Genomic DNA, 16873 nt, shown 5'->3' on the forward strand with positions numbered 1-16873 from the left:
GAGCACCTGAACGGCTTCCACTTTCTTGACGACAAGTCGGAGGATTAAACCCATGCAAACAAACGCGTCATCGGTCTTGAATCGGCTGCAACTTAATCTCGATCGCGCTGGGGACTGGATCGCCCCTTTAAGCCTGCGCGTTTTTCTGGCCTGGGAGTTTTTTGAAGCGGGATGGGAAAAGTGGAACGGTGAGAACTGGTTCCCGAGCATTCAAGGGGCATTTCCTTTTCCCTTCAATCAACTGCCGGCTACGTTCAATTGGCAATTATCCATGTGGGCAGAACTGCTCTGTTCCATCGCTTTGCTTGTAGGTCTGGGAACACGTCTTTCGGCACTGATCCTCATAGTGGTCACCGTCGTGGCAACTGCCGCAGTTCACTGGCCAGCAGAGTGGTCGACGTTGAGCGAACTGGCTATGGGCTACTCCATCAGCAACAAAGGCTACGGCAATTTCAAACTTCCTTTGATCTACCTCGTAGCCCTTCTGCCACTGGTGTTCACAGGCGCCGGCAAGCTGAGCCTGGATGCATGCATCGGTCGGTATCTCAAGCGTTTGAATGCACGCTGAGTGTTATCGCGTCACCAAGGGTATCGCTCTCAACCCCCACTAGTTAATCAGGAGTTTCACCATGACCCATATTGATAAAGTGCTGTACACCGGCAAAGTCCATACCTCTTCGGGTGGACGCAATGGCACCGCCCTCAGTGACGATGGCCGACTGGATATAAAGCTGTCGTCGCCTGGCACCTCTGGCGCCGGTACCAACCCAGAGCAGTTGTTCGCCGCTGGTTGGTCGGCCTGTTTTATCGGCGCGATGGGGATTGCGGCGAGCAAGCTGAAAGTCACCCTCCCGGGTGACCTTGCCGTCGACGCCGAAGTGGATCTAGGCACAACCGATGGTGCGTATTTCCTCCAGGCTCGCCTCAATGTCTACCTTCCCGGGCTGGATCGAGAAGTCGCTCAAGACCTTATCGATACCGCACACCAGACATGCCCGTACTCCAAAGCGACGCGGAACAACATCAACGTGGTGATCAACCTCGTTTGAGCAGAACCGTGGCGGGTTTCAACCGCCCGATCCATGCCCGCCCGGCTGCCATAGGTGACCGTGGAGGTGGCGTGGATCGGGCGTTTCAGACGTCGAATCGGAGTATTTAGCTCATGCAAACGAACACTTCATCATCAACGCATTTAGATCCACAGCTTCCCCCTGCGGCGACCGTCGGGCTCGGGTTGCGCCGTGCGCTGCTCAACACGCTTCGTGACGCTCCAGTCGGTGATTTCGATTTTCTAGAGGTTGCTCCAGAGAACTGGATCGGCATCGGCGGCGCGCATGGAGCGGCCCTGCAGATGCTAGCTGAACGTTATCCGCTGTCATGCCATGGTCTGTCACTTTCGCTGGGTGGCAGTGCGCCGCTGGACGAGTCTTTTCTTGAGCAAGTCCGCGGGTTTCTCGATCGCTTCAACGTGCCGTTCTATAGCGAACACCTGAGTTACTGCAGTGACGATGGCCATCTCTACGACCTGCTGCCGTTGCCATTCACTGAAGAGGCAGTTCATCACGTTGCGGCGCGCATCCGTCGTGCACAGGACATTCTCGGCCGGCGTCTTGCTGTAGAGAACGTCTCTTACTACGCCGCTGCTCATCAGGACATGGACGAACTTGCTTTTACCAATGCAGTGCTTCGCGAGGCCGATTGCGACCTGTTGCTCGACGTAAACAATGTGTACGTCAACTCAGTGAACCATCGCTTTGATCCAGCGGTTTTCCTCGCCGGCCTGGAACCAGAACGCGTAGTTGCCATGCATGTGGCTGGACATTATGACGAAGCCGAGGACCTGATCATCGACACCCATGGTGCGTCGGTCAAACCGGTAGTCTGGTCATTGCTGGGACAGGCTTATGACCTTTTCGGCGTGAAGCCGACCCTGCTGGAGCGCGATTTCAACTTTCCGTCCTACGACGAACTGGTGGCTGAGCTGAACACCATCAGGCGCTTGCAACGCGACGCCAATGCTTTGGTGCGGGTGACCGTCGATGGCTGACTCCCCTTCAAGTTTGCACAGTCAGCAGCTCGCGCTGACCCGGTACCTGCGTGACCCGGACAGTTATGCGCCGCCTGCGCAGATGAATCCCGCAAGAGCGCAGGTCTATCTCAACCTGGTGTTGAACAATCTGTTGGGGTTGCTGGGTGGGACGTTTCCGGTGCTGGTTGCCGTGCTGGGTGATGCCGGTTGGCGTGCGCTGGTACGACGTTTTTTGCGTGACTACCGCGCGCAAACACCACGCTTCGGAGAAATTGCTCGTGAGTTTGTAGACTTCGTAGCGAGCCTGGAAGACTCGCCCGGTCACGAACACCCTTGGTACCCGTTCTTGCCTGAATTGGCTCATTACGAGTGGGTGGAGATGGCGCTGCAACAGTTGGACGCTGCGCCTTTAAAGCCCAGTGATGCGGCGCATTTACTCGATCGTCCCCTCAGGCTTTCCCCGCTCGTCTGGCCGCTGGCTTACACCTGGGCCGTACATCGTCTCGGCCCAGGCCACTTGCCTTCTGAACCGCCAGAACAACCGACGTTGCTGCTGATCAGCCGTGTGCCGAGTGGCCAGGTGCAATTCTCCCAGGTCAGCCCTCTCGCGTTCCGTTTGTTGCAGCGGATCGAGCACTTCCCTGACATGGATGGACGAGCGCAGTTGCACGCTTTGGCTGCGGAGGCTGGTGCATCAGACGTGACCAGCTTCGTCGCTGACGCACTGGTGCTGCTGCGCCAGCTGCATGCGCAAGCTGTTGTCGGGGTAGCAGCGACACCCGTTTTAAAGCTGTTGTCCTGACTGACGCGCAAAGGCTGAGGTCGGTTTTTGTATCTCTATGTACCCAAACGCGAAGTCTTGGGATTGGCTTACAAATGCTCCGCTCGCCGATACATCGCCGATACATGACTCCCGCTAAATAGGCCTGCCCGAATAAGGTCGCTCTGTCGAAGTGGACGACGCGTGCGCCCTTCGCCTTGAGCTTCCTTGAGGGTCTATCCGCCCTGTGGCATGAACCGCGGCCTCGCCGCGCAAAGCATCTGGAGAAGCACTATGTACCGTAAACCAATGTCGAACAAAACCAGTCTCGGCCTGGCCGCAATTGCTTTAGCCGGTGGCATGAGCCTGGCATCGTCTGCCGCTTTTGCTGTTGAGCCATTGCCCCAAGGCTACCAACTGGCATCGGCCGATAAAACCGGCGAAGGCAAGTGTGGTGAAGGCAAATGCGGCGCCAGCGAAGCCAGCGACAAGTCCGCTACTGCCGAGGGCAAATGCGGTGAAGGCAAATGTGGGGACGACTCTTTCGCTCGCACAGATACCGACCATGATGGCCTCGTCTCTCTTAAAGAGCTGCTGGCTGTGGCACCTCAGGGCGGTGAAGAATTCAAAGCGATGGACACCAACCACGATGGTTTTCTTTCGGAAGGTGAGGTCTACAAGTTCAGAACCAACCAGTACATCTCCAATGGCAAAAAAGTCCCAACCGAGCTATTTACCCGCATGAGCAAAGCGCAGAACTGATTCCTCCCGCCGTAGCATTCGCCCTCCCCGCGCCTGCAGCCAGGGAGGGCGATCTACTTTCTGCAAAGCGCTCAATGTTAAATGCGGATTGATTACACAGCGTTATAAGTGATGTTCTCCGCCCCTGATTTATCCCCTGAACGCAACACTCTAAAGTCGATCCCACTGCTCCCCTTCATATCGATGGGGTGCCTACAGGAGACTTATCCCATGCCTTTCATCAGCGTTCGTATCACTCGCGACGGCGTTACCAAAGAACAGAAATCCCAAGTCATCGCCGAGATCACCAAAACCATGCAAACCGTCCTCAACAAGGACCCGCACCTCACCCATATCGTCATTGAAGAGGTCGACACCGATAACTGGGGCTATGCCGGAATTACCACCACCGAGTACCGCCAACAGCTGGCGGAGTCGAAGAAATGACTTTCCCCGTCCGTATCGACTTTGTGTCGGATGTGGTGTGCCCCTGGTGCGCACTCGGCGCCACAGCGCTGGAACAAGCCATCGCGAACGTTGCCGGCGAGGTTGCCGTAGAACTGACCTTCAAGCCGTTCGAACTGAACCCGGACATGCCGGCCGAGGGCGAGCACGCCATCAAGCACATGATGCGCAAATACGGGCGCAGCGCCGAAGAAGTCGCCTCGCGCAATGAAATGATCGTCGCGCGTGGCAATGCCATCGGTTTTCAGTTCGACCTGGACAAGCGCAGCCATTTCTACAACACCTTCGATGCCCATCGCCTTCTGCTCTGGGCCGTGCAGGAAGGCCGCCAGGTCGCGCTGAAGAAAATCCTGATCGAGGCTTATTTCACCAATGGCGAGAACCCCAGCGACCACGAAACACTGGTGCGCCTGGCCGGTGAAGCTGGACTTTCAACCACCCGCGCCCGCGAGATTTTGACTAGCGAGGCGTTCGCTCTCGAGGTCCGTGAACTTGAGAGCTTTTACCTTGAGTGCGGGATTAACTCGGTCCCGGCCATGGTGCTGAACGGTCGTCAGTTGGTGTCCGGATCGCTATCCGTCAAGGAATACGAACAAATCCTCAGGCAAGTGGCACGAGAGTCCGCCACTGCCTGACAAAGCGACTTAACTGCAATCTCAGTTATTAAGCATTTCGCCGGGGCTTGTTGAAGTGACCGCCCCACTTCCTTCCATCAACGTCAAGTGAACCGTCATGCCTCACGACTTGAATCAACTGGAAACTGCGCTGGCTGCTTACCCCCGAGTGGCGCTGCTGGAAGGCCCGACACCGATTCAGAAGCTGTCCCGCCTGAGCCGGGCCGCCGAGCTGCATGGCTGCGATCTCTACGTCAAACGCGATGACCTGATGGGCCTCGGCGGCGGTGGCAACAAACTGCGCAAACTCGAATTTTTGCTTGGCGAAGCATTGGCCGAAGGCGCGGACACACTGGTTACCTGGGGTGGTTTTCAATCCAATCATGCCCGATTGACCGCCGCCGTCGCGGCCCGCCACGGCTTGGCCTGCGAGCTTATTCTGACTCCGTCTGCGGTGCGCAGCGATGATGATTTTTGTCATAACGGCAACGTATTGCTCGATGGCCTGTTTGGCGCAAAGGTCCATCGACTGCCGCGCGGTTTGACGCCCGATAGCTACGCTGGTGAATTGCTTAGCGCGCTCAAAAGCCAGGGCAAAAAACCCTTCCTCATACCATTGGGCGGCTCCAGCCCCAGGGGCAGTCTGGGCTACGCCGCTTGTGCGGGAGAGATCCTCCGCCAGGCAGACGCGCTCGGCGTTCACTTCGAGCGGATCATCATCCCCAACGGCAGCGCAGGGACCCATTCAGGACTGCAGGCCGGTCTGGCACTGGCTCGATCATCAACCGAAGTTATCGGCTATTCGGTATTGGCAACTGAGGAGCAGGCCACGGCCGCGACCCTGGGAAAAACTCGGGAAACCTTGCAGCTCCTGGACCCGTCCGCAACCCTTCTGCAAAGCGCAATCACTGTGGATGGCAGTCAACGTGGCGACGCCTATGGCGCCCCCACCGAATCGATGCTCGAAGCGGTCCGGCTGCTGGCCTCCTTTGAGGGCTTGCTGACGGATCCGGTCTACGGTGGCAAGGCCTTCGCCGGGTTGCTCGCTGCCGTGCGCCGGGGCGACTACCCGCCAGGAAGCAATCTGCTGTTTGTGATGACCGGCGGCTTGCCCGGCCTCTTTGCCTACCGCAGCGCCTTCAACTGACTTGAGCTTTTTCGTCGCCATAAAAATCTGATGCCCGGGCGAGCCCACGGCATCGGTCATTCAACTTGCGTGGAGTACATTGTCATGTCGAACGCCCCTTATCCGCTGAACCGCACCGCTTATCTGCTGGTCGATCCGTACAACGATTTTCTCTCGGAAAACGGCAAGGTCTTCCCCTTGATCAAGCCGATTGCCGAGCAGGTCGGGCTGCTCGACAACCTGCGAGCCCTCGATCGCGCCGTACGGGCGCAGAACATTCCGGTGGTCATCGTGCCGCACCACCGCTGGGAACATGGCGACTACGACGGCTGGGATCATCCAACACCGACCCAATGCAAAATCATGCACATGCACCACTTCGCACGCGGTGAATGGGGCGGCGAATGGCATCCCGATTTCGCGCCGAAGGACGGCGACATTGTCGTGCAGGAACATTGGGGCTCCAGCGGCTTTGCCAATACCGACCTTGATTTTCGTTTGAAGCAGAAAGGCATCACCCACGTCATCATCGTCGGCCTGCTCGCCAACACCTGCATCGAAGCGACCGCCCGCTACGCCTCGGAACTGGGCTACCACGTCACGCTGGTGCGGGATGCGACCGCCGCTTTCCGTGCGGAAATGATGCACGCCGCCCACGAGTTGAACGTGGCCGACTTTCGCTCATTCAATCGTGACCACCCAGGAATTGATTGAGGCGCTTGCAGCGCAGGTGTAATGGCGAGGAACCTCACCGATTTCGCCAGTTTGCCGTAGCGCGCTCACTCCAAGGACAACTCAGCGCTTGATCGACCGCCAATAAGAGCTGTGCAGAAATCAGCTTGAGCCACCTGTTCTTGTCGGCTTCAATGGCAGGAAAATTCGCTGATGGTCGATGTAGATCCGTCTTCCCGGCGAAACGCTTCTACAACATTTGCTCGCGTAGAAAATCGATGAACGCCATCGTCCGCGCTGAACGTCGTCGCTCGCGGCTGAGTACGGCGCTGACAGGCAGCGCGCTGGTCTGATAGCTGTCGAGTACGGTACTCACCCTGCCCTGCTCGACGTCAGCTGTGAACAGCCATTGCGGTGAGAGAGAAATACCCAAACCGGAGAGCACCATTTCGCGGATGGCCTCGCTGCTGTTGCTGGTGACGTTACCCTGAATGGCTACATCGAGTTCTTCGGCGCTGTGGGTAAAGTGCCAACGGTCGTAATGCTCCAGCAACGTGAAGCCGATGCAGTTGTGATCGGACAGTTCGCTTGGCTCAAGTGGCACGCCGTGCAGAGCCAGGTAACCGGGCGCGGCATAGACACGCCGTGGGCTATTGCCCAGTGGCAGTGCTACCAATCCCTCGCTCTTCACCGCGCCAATGCGGATAGCCAGATCGATGTTTTCCTTGAGCAGGTCTTCATTGTGGTCACTCAGCCGCAGATCAATCCGCACATCAGGATGGCGTTGCAGGAAAATCCCTATGAGCGGTGCGATGCATAACCTTCCATAACTGACCGGGGCGGCGACTCGTAAAGGGCCGGCGATCTGCTCCTGGCCACTGGTAAAGCTCCGTGTAGCAGTTTCGACGTGGCCGAGAATTTCCTGGCAGTGGTCGTAGAAGCGTTGACCTTGGTCGGTCAGGGCCAAATGCCGAGTGCTGCGTGCGAACAATGGCCCACCCAGATACTGCTCCAGCGCGCGCACTTGCTTGCTCACTGCCGGCTGCCCCATGTTCAGTTCACGGGCGACCGCCGAGAAGGACCCGCGCTCCACGACGCGAACAAAGACATGCATGCTGTCGAACAGATCCATCGACGATTGGTTCTCTTTGCGGAATAAGTCATATGCGAATTGGGTTTCTTATCGGAATGATTAAAGCGCGGCAATCTGTAAGCGTCCATCCCAACACAGGTTCCCGTCATGAAACATTCCATGCTTGCCGCCATCGCCGAGTCCGCTCAATCCCCTCTGGCCATCCGTCACATCGATCGCCCTGTTGCCGGTAAGGGGCAAGTATTGGTCAAGGTTCACGCCGCAGGGGTCAATCCGCTCGATACCAAAATTGCCGCCGGCGCAGGGGCTCACGCCCGCCAACCGCTGCCGGCCGTGCTCGGCCTTGACCTCGCCGGTACGGTCGTCGAAGTGGGCGAAGCGGTCGACGGGTTCACCCCGGGCCAGGAAGTCTTCGGCATGCCCGGCGGGATCGGCGGTGCCCAAGGCACCATGGCCGAGTACATTGCCGTGGATGCCCGGCTGATCGCGGTCAAGCCACACACCCTAAGCATGCGTGAGGCGGCTGCATTGCCTTTGGTATTCATCACCGCGTGGGAAGGTCTGGTCGATCACGCCAATGTCCGCTCCGGCCAGCGTGTCCTGATTCATGGGGGCGCGGGTGGGGTCGGCCAAGTGGCTGTGCAACTGGCCAAGGCTCGCGGTGCCGATGTCTACGCCACCGGTTCGGCGGGCAGTCTGGACTTCATACGCTCGCTGGGGGCGACGGCGATCGACTATCAGGCACAGAGCGTTGAGGATTATGTCGAGCACTACACCGCCGGCGAAGGGTTCGACATTGTCTACGACACCGTCGGCGGCAGCACGCTGGATGCATCATTCCAAGCCGTGAAAGCCTATACCGGGCACGTGCTGAGCTGCCTGGGCTGGGGCCAGCACAGCCTGGCACCGTTGTCGTTCAAAAGTGCCACCTACTCGGGCGTCTTCACTCTGGCTCCGCTGCTCACCGGCAAAGGACGCGAACATCACGGCGCTATCCTGTGCGAGGCCGCTGCGCTGGCCAACGCGGATCAACTGACGATCCGCGTGGATCAACAGTACTTTGCACTGCAAGACGTCAACGAGGCGTTTCGCCAAGTCGCCGAAGGCCGCGGCAAGGGCAAGACGGTGATCGAGTTTGTGGGTGCATAGCTTCTTGTAATCTCTTCATAGCGCTAACGGCCAAAAGCGTCCGCCTTTGGCCGTTAGTTGCCACACAAGGGCAACCGCTTTCGGCCAAGAGCTGCCGCCCCCATGGTCTTTTCCAGCCCAAAACGCTGTCGCCATTTGCTGCCGAACGTATGGCACACCTACTGGCATGGGCCGCACACCATATGGATGGCAACCCGATTCCTGTAGGCGGCTCGTTTTATGAGAGATGGCCTCTCACCCATTTGTATTTACCTGGCCTGAACAAACCGCTGCTCAAGGTTTTCTTTTGCATTGCTCTTCGGGCGCACCATATCCCCAAGTGATGATGGCTTCGGCCTTATGTTCCCAAAGCGATTCATTACGCCCGACGTACTTGATGCCAATGCCACTGAGTTGCTGGTACATCAGCGATACGCTGTCGCCACGCTCGGCTATTAATGTCGGCGGATCAGTTTCGAAGAACCTGACAGTTACCTCGTTTGCAGGGTTGCCGTCGCATTCGTAAAAGACAGGCCCAGTGCCAGAGATCAGTCGGTACCGTGCTTGCAACTCAGCGATGCGGTTCTGGTATTCCATGCGCAGGCATGCACCGACGTCATCACTCTTCCAGCAATCGTCCCGCCCCTTGATCCACCCCCGCTGCTCTGCTTTGAGCATTGGTGGATGCTCGTTGGCGGCCTTAATACTGGCACTGGCATACACTGCCGAGAGTTTGCGATCGAGGGCAGATAATTCCTTGTCTTCACATGTCAATGCTTCGATACCGCCAGGCTCCGCCTTTGAGCAATCGTAAGATGGACCAGGTGACGAATTGATAGCCGACGATGTTCCCGTGCGCGCCCCGGTCGACTGTATCGCACTGATTTGCTGATCAATGTAATTGCACCACTGCTCGGAGCTTCGCTCTGGGACATCTGACCCATCTTGAACCCCCAGCTTTATCTCGATCACTGACTTCCATTCGTCAGAACCTAAATCCGGTCCGTGCCCCTGCATATCAGCCGTATGCAGAACCTTATCGACCGATTGATACCACGTGTTTGAGCATTGAGATTGCGCCTTGGCAACGCCTGTGACGCCAATCAATAGCAAGACCAAATATTTGCGCATGTGCGGTTTCCCTGGATTTACGCAGTCGCCAACCACTCATCTTAGCCGGTCTCATCCGCTAGCGATCGGTGAGTCAATAGTGATTGCAGCATAAGAAGTCCTCGCTGCGCAGGCACGCCTGATGCGTCTAGGCCTTCAGCACAGTTCGGGTTTGCTCAGCAATTTCCAGATGTCGATATTTGGCGATTGTGTATGTATATGGTGGTGCCCTCCACGTGGGTGAAGGACCGGGGTGGATCAGTCGCACGGCACCGTTGTCGGACTCGGCCAGAAGCAGACACTTAAATAGCTCAACGATCAGGTTCTCATGTCATGAAATCATCCGGCTGCCGTACCATCGGCACATCGACAATACGGAGGTTGATATGGGAAATGGTCAGGGCAAAAAGGTCGTTGTCATTGGGGCAGGCATCGTTGGCGCGTCATTGGCGTATCACTTGGCAGGTAAAGGCGCGAATGTCACTTTGCTAGAAGCTGAAGATATAGCTTCGGGAGTGACTGGCAGCTCATTCGCCTGGCTCAATGCCTCACACTCCGAACCCGACCCAATCGCGCAACTGCGCGGTTCTGCCATCAAGGAGTACCGCCGACTCGAAACGCAGCTGCCAGGTCTGGAGATAAGATGGACAGGTGCCTTGTCTTACAGTGCGATGGCGATTGAGGCGCTGCCGATCTCAGGTCACCAGGCTTCGGTAAACCAGGTGTCTCGATCGCAGATTCTCGACTTGGAACCAAATCTCAAGAACCCTCCCCAGTCTGCTCTGTATGCGGCTGAAGAAGGAGCGCTGGACGCAGTAGCAGCTACGCATGCGTTGATCGCAGGTGCGCAGGCATATGGGGCGAAGATTCTCACTCAGACGCGAGTGCTCGGTTTGGTAACCCAGAGTGCAACGGTGACTGGAGTCGAAACAACGATAGGCAGCCTCGATGCCGATATTGTCGTACTGGCAGCCGGGGCAGGCATCACGAAACTGACAGACATGCTTGGAGTGTCCCTGCCAATAGAGGCCTCCCCTGCCATTTTCATCCGTTACAAGTCACAACCCGACCTCGTACACACCCTCATATCCAGCCCTGAAATGGAAGTGCGGCAAAGTTCGGATGGTGCGTTGCTCGCGGCGGAAGATTATCTGAACGATGCCGTGGAAAATCAGCCGGCAGCGATAGCGCTTCGCACTGCCAAGACAATCCAGAACGAACTCCATGGTGTCGTCTCCATAGAACTGGAACGGGCTTGTGTCGGCCTCAGGCCCATGCCTGCCGATGGCATCCCGATCATCGGTTATCTCCCCAAAGTAGGTGGCGTCTACGTTTGTGCAATGCACCCTGGAATTACTCTGGCGGCGATAGTGGGACGTCTGGCCAGCGAGGAGATCATCGATGACAAGGTGTCCAGTGCCCTTTGCCCATGCCGGCCTGATCGATTTTTGCAAGCGGAGGGAGCCTCTTGTGAGGCAGAAATCGGCCAAGAGCAGACGTTCGAACCCAAGGTGATGCGATGAAGGGACAAACCAAGAATGACTGCACCTCTGACCAGTAACGCAGCAACCCAGCCTGGGCCTATTACCGGGATCGGCGCGTCAGCCTGAACTGTGGCCAATTGTCCAAGAAACCCGGGGCGTCATTTCGCCCGAAACAGACACTACGCGCGACGTATTTGCCTGATGGCCCAACGCCTGAGTAGAATGCGATTCATTATCAATCATGTATGTCCCGGGATGCCGATGCGTAGCGACGAAACACTAGGTACTGCAGATCCAGGGCTGCTCTATCGCACCCACTTCTCGTGGTTACAGGGCTGGCTGGTCCGTCGCATTGGCTGTCGCGATAATGCCGCAGATCTGGCGCAGGACACCTTTGTGCGTGTGCTCAAACACCGTCATCAGTCCGGCGCTCTGCGCGAACCACGTGCTTATTTGAGCAGCATTGCCCGAGGGTTGATGATTGATCAGTATCGTCGTCGCGAACTCGAACGTGCCTACCTGGAAAGCATCACCTTGCTGGCGCAACACGAGGTTCCATCGGAAGAAAGCCGGCTGATGATTCTCGATGCGCTCGAGCGCATAGACCGTCTGCTCGACTCGCTTAAACCAAGAGTACGCCAGGCGTTTTTATTTGCCCGTCTCGACGGTCTGACCTGCGCGCAAATCGCCGAAAAGCTCGGTGTTTCCCGCGCGACGGTGGAGCGCGATCTGGCCACGGCCCTGCAACATTGCTATCGCTTGCGTTATGTCGAGGCCTGAGCCCGAGGCGCTGGATCCGGCCATTGTCGAGCAGGCGATCCAATGGCTGGTGCGCCTTCGCTTCAATCAGGCCGATGAACAGACACAGCGCACGTTTGAGCACTGGCTGCAGCAGCGCCCGGAGCATGGATTGGCGTGGCAGCGTGTGGAAACGCTTGGCGATGAATTCGAAGGCGTGCCAGCTCAGCTGGCTCGACAAACCCTTAAGGGCGCCCAGCATGGAATGCGCCGGCGGGAAAGCCTGAAGCTACTGGGCGTATTGGCGACGGTCGGCACGGCAGCCTGGCTCGGCCGCGACTACACCCCCCTGCCCTCCATGCTTGCACAGCAGCGCAGCAGCACCGGCGAGCAACGACGTTTCCAACTCGACGATGGCAGTCTTATCCAGCTCAATAGCGATAGCGCCGTCGACAGCGATTTCGACGCCCAGCGACGCCTGATCATCCTGCGCCGAGGTGAAATCATCGTGAATGTCGGTGCGGATCAACACTCGCCGCGAGCGCGACCATTGTGGGTGCAATCACGCGACGGAATGATGCGAGCCCATAGCTCGCGCTTTCTGGTCCGCGAGCGTGACGACGGCACTCTGGTCGCGGCCCAGGAAGGATCAGTCACGGTGTTCCCCGGCTCCAGTCAAACGCCTGCGAGCCGCAACGTCCTGGCAGGAAACCAACTGCTGTTCACCCCAAGCGGCACCCGAACGTTCAGGGACAACGGCCTTGATCCATGGGGTTGGGGTGACGGAGTGATCAGTGCGAACCACATGCGCCTTGGTGACTTTATCGCGGAGTTGTCGCGTTATCGCCCGGGAGTCTTGCGCTGCGCCGAAGAGGTCGCTGATCGACGCGTTTCCGGCACTTTCCAGCTCGCCGACAACGATCGGGTCCTGGCATTGATCGCGCAGTCACTGCGCCTGCACATTGATTACCGAACCCGTTATTGGGTGACCGTAACCGCTGCCACCTGAGTCCACCTGAATATTTTTCTGCTATCTGAAAAATAATGAGGTGGTTTCTCATTCTCGTTCGACCTCTAAGGAAGGCCGGAATACAGGCCAGTCTGCCGATGTCCTTTCTTGGAGCGAGAAAATGAGTTCGTCCCCGGTTTCACAGCGCCATCCTTTGAGTCGTGCCTTGCACGGTGCGATTTTGGGTTTGATCGTGAGCAGCTATGCATTGCCATCGCTGGCGCAAACCTCGGGCGCTGACCACAGCGATCAAGTCAAACAGTGGAATATCGCCCCCGGCCCACTGGCGCCGGCGCTTGACCGTTTTGCGCGTGAGGCTGGCATCAGCCTCTCCTTCGACGCCTCGAGTGTGGCGAACCGCACCACGGCTGGCGTGAATGGCACGCTCGATACATCGGCAGCGCTGTCATCCTTGCTCCAGGGCAGCGAGTTGCAGATCGAACAGCAAGGCCCGAATGCTTACCTGCTGACCCCTCAAGCAAAAACCGCCGGCCCGCTGGAGCTCGATGCAACGGCCGTCGAGGACTACCGCCTCGCCCCGCTCATCATCAATGCCAAGGTTCGGGTCAGTGCCGACGACGACGCCAACTCGGTGGTCGCCAAGGAACTCTGGGTTGGCGGCAAGGTGGCCACCAGCATTCTCAATACACCGGCATCGGTGTCGGTGGTGACCAACAAGGAAATGCAGCAACGCAGCGTCAGCACTACGGAAGAGGCGCTGCAATATACGCCGGGCGTGGTCAGTGACTTTTATGGTACGGATGATCGTAACGACTATTTCCAGATCCGCGGCTTCCAGGCCACCACCTACCGTGACGGCTTGACCCTCAGCTCGATGCGCGGCGTACGCGAAGACCCATTCGCCTATGAGCGCATCGAGATTCTGCGTGGCGCCAACTCCACGCTGTTTGGCCCTGCGGACCCGGGCGGTTCGGTAAATTTCGTGACCAAACAGCCGCGCTTCGAGAAGTTTGGCCAAGGCTATGTGACCTACGGTTCGTTTGACCATGTCGAGACCGGCATCGATGTCGGCGATGCGCTGAACGACGAGAAAACCCTGGCCGGCCGTTTTACTGCCAAAGGCCAGAACAGCGACCGCGAGTACGATCACTCGCAGGACGATAACCAGTTGTTTATGGGTGGCCTCACCTGGGCACCGACGGATTACACGTCGGCTACGATGATTCTGGATTACCTGAAAACCGAAAGTTCGCCCAACAGCGGCGGCTATCCGCTGGATCGGGAATACGACCGCAGCAAGTTTTATGGCGAGCCCAGCTACAACTTCCACGATGTCGAGCGCACCAGCCTCAGCGGTAACGTCACCCATGATTTCGACAACGGTTTCGTGCTGCGCAGCAATCTGCGTTACAGCAAGTTGACCGATGATTTCGGCTACGTGTACCTCAGCGACAGCGCCGCGCGTGTCGGTACCACCGTTGATCGATACCTGTTTGGCACCGACACCGAAGCTGACCAGTTCAACGGCAATCTGATGCTGCAATACGATGCCCGCTTCGAGAACATCGACAGCAGCAGCCTGGTGGGCGTGGAGTATCTCGATTCGACCACCAAGGAAAGCTCGGTCTACGCCCTGACAACCCCGATCGATATTGCCAACCCTGTGTTTACTGGCGTTCCACGCTCAATCGCGCCGTATGCCGTCAACAAGCGAGAGGCGACCACCAAGGCCGTCTTCCTTCAGCAGAACCTGTCGTTCTACGAGCGTTTCATCGTCACCGGAGGCGTGCGCAACGACTCGATGGACCTGACCAGCAAAGGCTTGCAATCCACTGAAAAAGACAACTTCTCCGAAACCTCCTACCGAGGTGCGTTGACCTATATCGTCAACGATGAGGTGTCCACCTACGTGAGCATGGTCGAATCCGTCTCGCCGCCGCAGGTTGGCGTGACACCGCAGACAGGCAGGCAGTACGAAGTGGGCGTGAAGTATGCGCCGATGGGAATGGATGCACTGTTCTCCGCCGCCGTGTATGACCTGACCCAGGAAAACGTCACCATCGCCGTGGTGCTGCCGAGCGGCATCATCGAGCAGCAGACAGTGGGCGAATCGCGGGCGCGTGGCCTCGACCTGGAGGCCAAGGCGCAGGTGACGCAAAACCTGAGCCTGATCGGTGGTTATTCCTACATGGAGTCCGAGGTACTGCGCGGTTCGTTGTACGACGGCAGCTCGCTGAAGGGTAACGAATTCGCCACGGCACCCAAGCATTCAGCTTCGCTGTGGAGTTACTACGACGTACCCGCCACTGATGTCAGCGTGGGCCTGGGTGCGCGCTACGTCGGCGCTTATTACTTCGATGCAGCCAACTCCGGCAAAAGCGATGGCACTACCCTGTTCGACGCCGCCTTCAACTACAAGATCGCCAAGGGCACCGACCTGGCGGTGAACGTCAGCAACCTGCTGGATGAGCAGCACGTGGTCGGCTCCGGCACCGCGAACTTCTACAACCCGGGCCGCGAGATTACCGCCAAGCTGAGCTACAACTGGTAAGCAGACGGGTCAGCGTTTTCCCCACACAGAAAACGGTGCCCGCGTTACCGCGGGCACCTTCGACTTGGTTGTTAGCCGCCGACCTCACGCAAAATTCTCTCAAGCTCAGGACGGGTCCACCTCTCCCAAGGGAATACCTCCCGGTCATCGCCGCTGTGCCAATACTCGCCCGCATCAAATGCCTGATAGATCGAAAATGCCGGCTCGGGCATCTCTGCGTACAAGGACAGATCGACGATATCGCTGATGACAATATTCATCACCTCATCACAGTAGTGAAAATCGCGGCCGCCGGTGATAAACAGTCTTGCCACTGAGATCGCCAACTGATTGAGAAGATCGCGGCTGTCGATCTGCAGGTGCTCACACATAACATTTAATTCGGTGTTTGGGGCTTTCTCAATCATCCCCAGTACGTAATCAAGCTCGGCATCACTAAGACCTGTGGCCATATGATCAAAGTACTCGTGAGTTCGGTTTTGCGATGGATTCAGGACAAGCCTGTTAGAAAACATGTTGGCAGATTTGCTGTTAAGCGACAGCTATGGTTCGAAAGCAGCTTCTGATTGGGTGGTCCCGTTTTCCCCCGGGGCTTATTCGGCAGAGGTCGACTTGGACTGTCATCAGATAAACGTGACAAAGCGGGTATCGAGACCCGCGCTCACTGGCGCTAGCGAATTGAGATAGTACACAAACACAAGGGTGGCCGCTTTTGGGTATTTGGCGATCCGTGACACGGAGATCGGCCAGAAGCGGCCAGTCAGTATCGATGAGATACGTTGGATGATTCCATTTTCAAATGAGCCGCGGGCAATACCCAGGTTGATCTACGCTTGAATGAAATCACGCGGAGAAACCGATCATGTCCCTCGCTCCCGGAAGTCTATTGGCCCTGGCTTTGGGTGTCTGCTTTTGCCCATCCGTGCTCGGACAAGGGGCAGCAGACAGCGATTCTCCGCTGGCGATACTGCCCTTGGCATCCGAGAGTGCGCCGAGACTCATTGCCTACCCGCCGCTTGCCGAGCCACTCGCCCGCGGAGTGGTCATCATCCAGTTTCGAACAGAGCACGCCAGGATCATGCCGGTGTTTGGCAAGGTGGCTGCGCAGGTATCACCACGCTTAGGTCACCTTCACGTGACCGTCGATGACTGGAAAGGTACGTGGGCGCACACCAGTGAAGACCCGATTATCCTGGTCGGGCTAACGCCCGGTCCTCACAAGGTTCTCTTGGAAGTGGCCGACCCGACGCACCAGATCATCACCAGTACGACAGTGAGTTTTACAGTACCGGAGAATAAACCGACGGACGCTCCCCGTACTGACGATCATCACGCGGTAAAACCATGACCGCCGTGCTATCACCGTAACAGGCAACAATCGGCGTCTCTGCC

17 protein-coding genes and 1 pseudogene are annotated in these 16873 nt (G+C 57.6%); 15 read left to right on the plus strand and 3 right to left on the minus strand.

What is annotated here, in order from left to right:
- Window positions 1–52 precede the first annotated feature (52 nt).
- The 9 genes and pseudogenes from AB4N73_RS08665 to AB4N73_RS08705 all read left to right on the plus strand — a co-directional run bounded on the left by AB4N73_RS08665 (window position 53) and on the right by AB4N73_RS08705 (window position 6471).
- Entirely contained in the window at window positions 53–568 is a 516-nt protein-coding gene (locus AB4N73_RS08665) for an HvfX family Cu-binding RiPP maturation protein (protein ID WP_256809809.1), read from the plus strand.
- A 61-nt stretch (window positions 569–629) separates the two neighbouring features.
- Window positions 630–1049, plus strand: a complete 420-nt coding sequence (locus AB4N73_RS08670) for an organic hydroperoxide resistance protein (protein ID WP_460143268.1) — start codon at window positions 630–632, stop codon at window positions 1047–1049.
- Window positions 1050–1162: 113 nt separating this feature from the next.
- Window positions 1163–2047: an HvfB family MNIO-type RiPP peptide maturase gene (locus AB4N73_RS08675; protein WP_460143269.1), complete on the plus strand. Its 885-nt coding sequence runs from the start codon at window positions 1163–1165 to the stop codon at window positions 2045–2047.
- A complete protein-coding gene (locus AB4N73_RS08680) occupies window positions 2040–2831 on the plus strand; it encodes an HvfC family RiPP maturation protein (RefSeq protein ID WP_460143270.1) in 792 nt (263 codons plus the stop codon). The genes AB4N73_RS08675 and AB4N73_RS08680 overlap by 8 nt, the downstream gene beginning before the upstream one ends.
- Before the next feature lie 252 nt (window positions 2832–3083).
- Complete coding sequence (locus tag AB4N73_RS08685; RefSeq protein WP_041480354.1) at window positions 3084–3551, plus strand: HvfA family oxazolone/thioamide-modified RiPP metallophore; 468 nt, start codon at window positions 3084–3086, stop codon at window positions 3549–3551.
- Between the two features lie 210 nt (window positions 3552–3761).
- Window positions 3762–3977, plus strand: a complete 216-nt coding sequence (locus AB4N73_RS08690) for a tautomerase family protein (RefSeq protein ID WP_024012974.1) — start codon at window positions 3762–3764, stop codon at window positions 3975–3977.
- Entirely contained in the window at window positions 3974–4630 is a 657-nt protein-coding gene (locus tag AB4N73_RS08695) for a DsbA family oxidoreductase (protein ID WP_236168809.1), read from the plus strand. The genes AB4N73_RS08690 and AB4N73_RS08695 overlap by 4 nt, the downstream gene beginning before the upstream one ends.
- A gap of 97 nt (window positions 4631–4727) precedes the next feature.
- Window positions 4728–5756: a D-cysteine desulfhydrase family protein gene (locus tag AB4N73_RS08700; RefSeq protein WP_236168808.1), complete on the plus strand. Its 1029-nt coding sequence runs from the start codon at window positions 4728–4730 to the stop codon at window positions 5754–5756.
- An 84-nt stretch (window positions 5757–5840) separates the two neighbouring features.
- A pseudogene (locus tag AB4N73_RS08705) lies at window positions 5841–6471 on the plus strand (cysteine hydrolase family protein).
- Between the two features lie 186 nt (window positions 6472–6657).
- On the opposite strand, the gene AB4N73_RS08710 reads toward AB4N73_RS08705, so the two are convergent.
- A complete protein-coding gene (locus tag AB4N73_RS08710; RefSeq protein WP_460143271.1) occupies window positions 6658–7539 on the minus strand; it encodes a LysR family transcriptional regulator in 882 nt (293 codons plus the stop codon).
- A gap of 108 nt (window positions 7540–7647) precedes the next feature.
- On the opposite strand from AB4N73_RS08710, the gene AB4N73_RS08715 reads away from it, so the two are divergent.
- On the plus strand, window positions 7648–8649 hold the full coding sequence (locus tag AB4N73_RS08715) for a zinc-dependent alcohol dehydrogenase family protein (protein WP_460143272.1): 1002 nt from the start codon (window positions 7648–7650) through the stop codon (window positions 8647–8649).
- 273 nt (window positions 8650–8922) lie between these two features.
- Here the strand turns inward: AB4N73_RS08715 and AB4N73_RS08720 are convergent, their stop codons facing one another.
- Entirely contained in the window at window positions 8923–9759 is an 837-nt protein-coding gene (locus AB4N73_RS08720; RefSeq protein WP_460143273.1) for an MliC family protein, read from the minus strand.
- A 365-nt stretch (window positions 9760–10124) separates the two neighbouring features.
- On the opposite strand from AB4N73_RS08720, the gene AB4N73_RS08725 reads away from it, so the two are divergent.
- The 4 genes from AB4N73_RS08725 (at window position 10125) to AB4N73_RS08740 (ending at window position 15481) form a co-directional block, all read left to right on the plus strand.
- On the plus strand, window positions 10125–11261 hold the full coding sequence (locus AB4N73_RS08725) for an NAD(P)/FAD-dependent oxidoreductase (protein WP_460143274.1): 1137 nt from the start codon (window positions 10125–10127) through the stop codon (window positions 11259–11261).
- Window positions 11262–11483: 222 nt separating this feature from the next.
- Window positions 11484–12002, plus strand: a complete 519-nt coding sequence (locus AB4N73_RS08730; RefSeq protein WP_460143275.1) for a sigma-70 family RNA polymerase sigma factor — start codon at window positions 11484–11486, stop codon at window positions 12000–12002.
- On the plus strand, window positions 11989–12969 hold the full coding sequence (locus tag AB4N73_RS08735; protein ID WP_460143276.1) for a FecR domain-containing protein: 981 nt from the start codon (window positions 11989–11991) through the stop codon (window positions 12967–12969). Before AB4N73_RS08730 ends, AB4N73_RS08735 begins: the two co-directional genes overlap by 14 nt.
- 121 nt (window positions 12970–13090) lie before the next feature.
- The gene (locus tag AB4N73_RS08740) at window positions 13091–15481 is read left to right on the plus strand and encodes a TonB-dependent siderophore receptor (RefSeq protein WP_460143277.1); all 2391 of its coding nucleotides are present in this window, start codon (window positions 13091–13093) and stop codon (window positions 15479–15481) included.
- A 71-nt stretch (window positions 15482–15552) separates the two neighbouring features.
- On the opposite strand, the gene AB4N73_RS08745 is transcribed toward AB4N73_RS08740, so the two are convergent.
- Complete coding sequence (locus tag AB4N73_RS08745; protein ID WP_122507382.1) at window positions 15553–15933, minus strand: hypothetical protein; 381 nt, start codon at window positions 15931–15933, stop codon at window positions 15553–15555.
- 410 nt (window positions 15934–16343) lie between these two features.
- Here AB4N73_RS08745 and AB4N73_RS08750 point away from each other — a divergent pair, with 410 nt between their 5' ends.
- Window positions 16344–16829 (plus strand): DUF6130 family protein, encoded by a 486-nt coding sequence (locus tag AB4N73_RS08750; RefSeq protein ID WP_252867629.1) that lies wholly within the window; start codon window positions 16344–16346, stop codon window positions 16827–16829.
- Window positions 16830–16873: the final 44 nt, after the last annotated feature.

Source organism: Pseudomonas sp. S3_B08 (assembly GCF_054667725.1).

Bases quoted from the DNA above. Each gene is read 5' to 3' on its own strand.
- AB4N73_RS08730 (WP_460143275.1), top strand. From the start codon at position 11,484: ATGCGTAGCGACGAAACACTAGGTACTGCAGATCCAGGGCTGCTCTAT.
- AB4N73_RS08670 (WP_460143268.1), top strand. From the start codon at position 630: ATGACCCATATTGATAAAGTGCTGTACACCGGCAAAGTCCATACCTCT.
- AB4N73_RS08750 (WP_252867629.1), top strand. From the start codon at position 16,344: ATGTCCCTCGCTCCCGGAAGTCTATTGGCCCTGGCTTTGGGTGTCTGC.
- AB4N73_RS08740 (WP_460143277.1), top strand. From the start codon at position 13,091: ATGAGTTCGTCCCCGGTTTCACAGCGCCATCCTTTGAGTCGTGCCTTG.
- AB4N73_RS08700 (WP_236168808.1), top strand. From the start codon at position 4,728: ATGCCTCACGACTTGAATCAACTGGAAACTGCGCTGGCTGCTTACCCC.
- AB4N73_RS08690 (WP_024012974.1), top strand. From the start codon at position 3,762: ATGCCTTTCATCAGCGTTCGTATCACTCGCGACGGCGTTACCAAAGAA.
- AB4N73_RS08735 (WP_460143276.1), top strand. From the start codon at position 11,989: ATGTCGAGGCCTGAGCCCGAGGCGCTGGATCCGGCCATTGTCGAGCAG.
- AB4N73_RS08710 (WP_460143271.1), bottom strand. From the start codon at position 7,539: ATGGATCTGTTCGACAGCATGCATGTCTTTGTTCGCGTCGTGGAGCGC.
- AB4N73_RS08665 (WP_256809809.1), top strand. From the start codon at position 53: ATGCAAACAAACGCGTCATCGGTCTTGAATCGGCTGCAACTTAATCTC.
- AB4N73_RS08685 (WP_041480354.1), top strand. From the start codon at position 3,084: ATGTACCGTAAACCAATGTCGAACAAAACCAGTCTCGGCCTGGCCGCA.
- AB4N73_RS08720 (WP_460143273.1), bottom strand. From the start codon at position 9,759: ATGCGCAAATATTTGGTCTTGCTATTGATTGGCGTCACAGGCGTTGCC.
- AB4N73_RS08680 (WP_460143270.1), top strand. From the start codon at position 2,040: ATGGCTGACTCCCCTTCAAGTTTGCACAGTCAGCAGCTCGCGCTGACC.
- AB4N73_RS08725 (WP_460143274.1), top strand. From the start codon at position 10,125: ATGGGAAATGGTCAGGGCAAAAAGGTCGTTGTCATTGGGGCAGGCATC.
- AB4N73_RS08695 (WP_236168809.1), top strand. From the start codon at position 3,974: ATGACTTTCCCCGTCCGTATCGACTTTGTGTCGGATGTGGTGTGCCCC.
- AB4N73_RS08745 (WP_122507382.1), bottom strand. From the start codon at position 15,933: ATGGCCACAGGTCTTAGTGATGCCGAGCTTGATTACGTACTGGGGATG.
- AB4N73_RS08675 (WP_460143269.1), top strand. From the start codon at position 1,163: ATGCAAACGAACACTTCATCATCAACGCATTTAGATCCACAGCTTCCC.
- AB4N73_RS08715 (WP_460143272.1), top strand. From the start codon at position 7,648: ATGAAACATTCCATGCTTGCCGCCATCGCCGAGTCCGCTCAATCCCCT.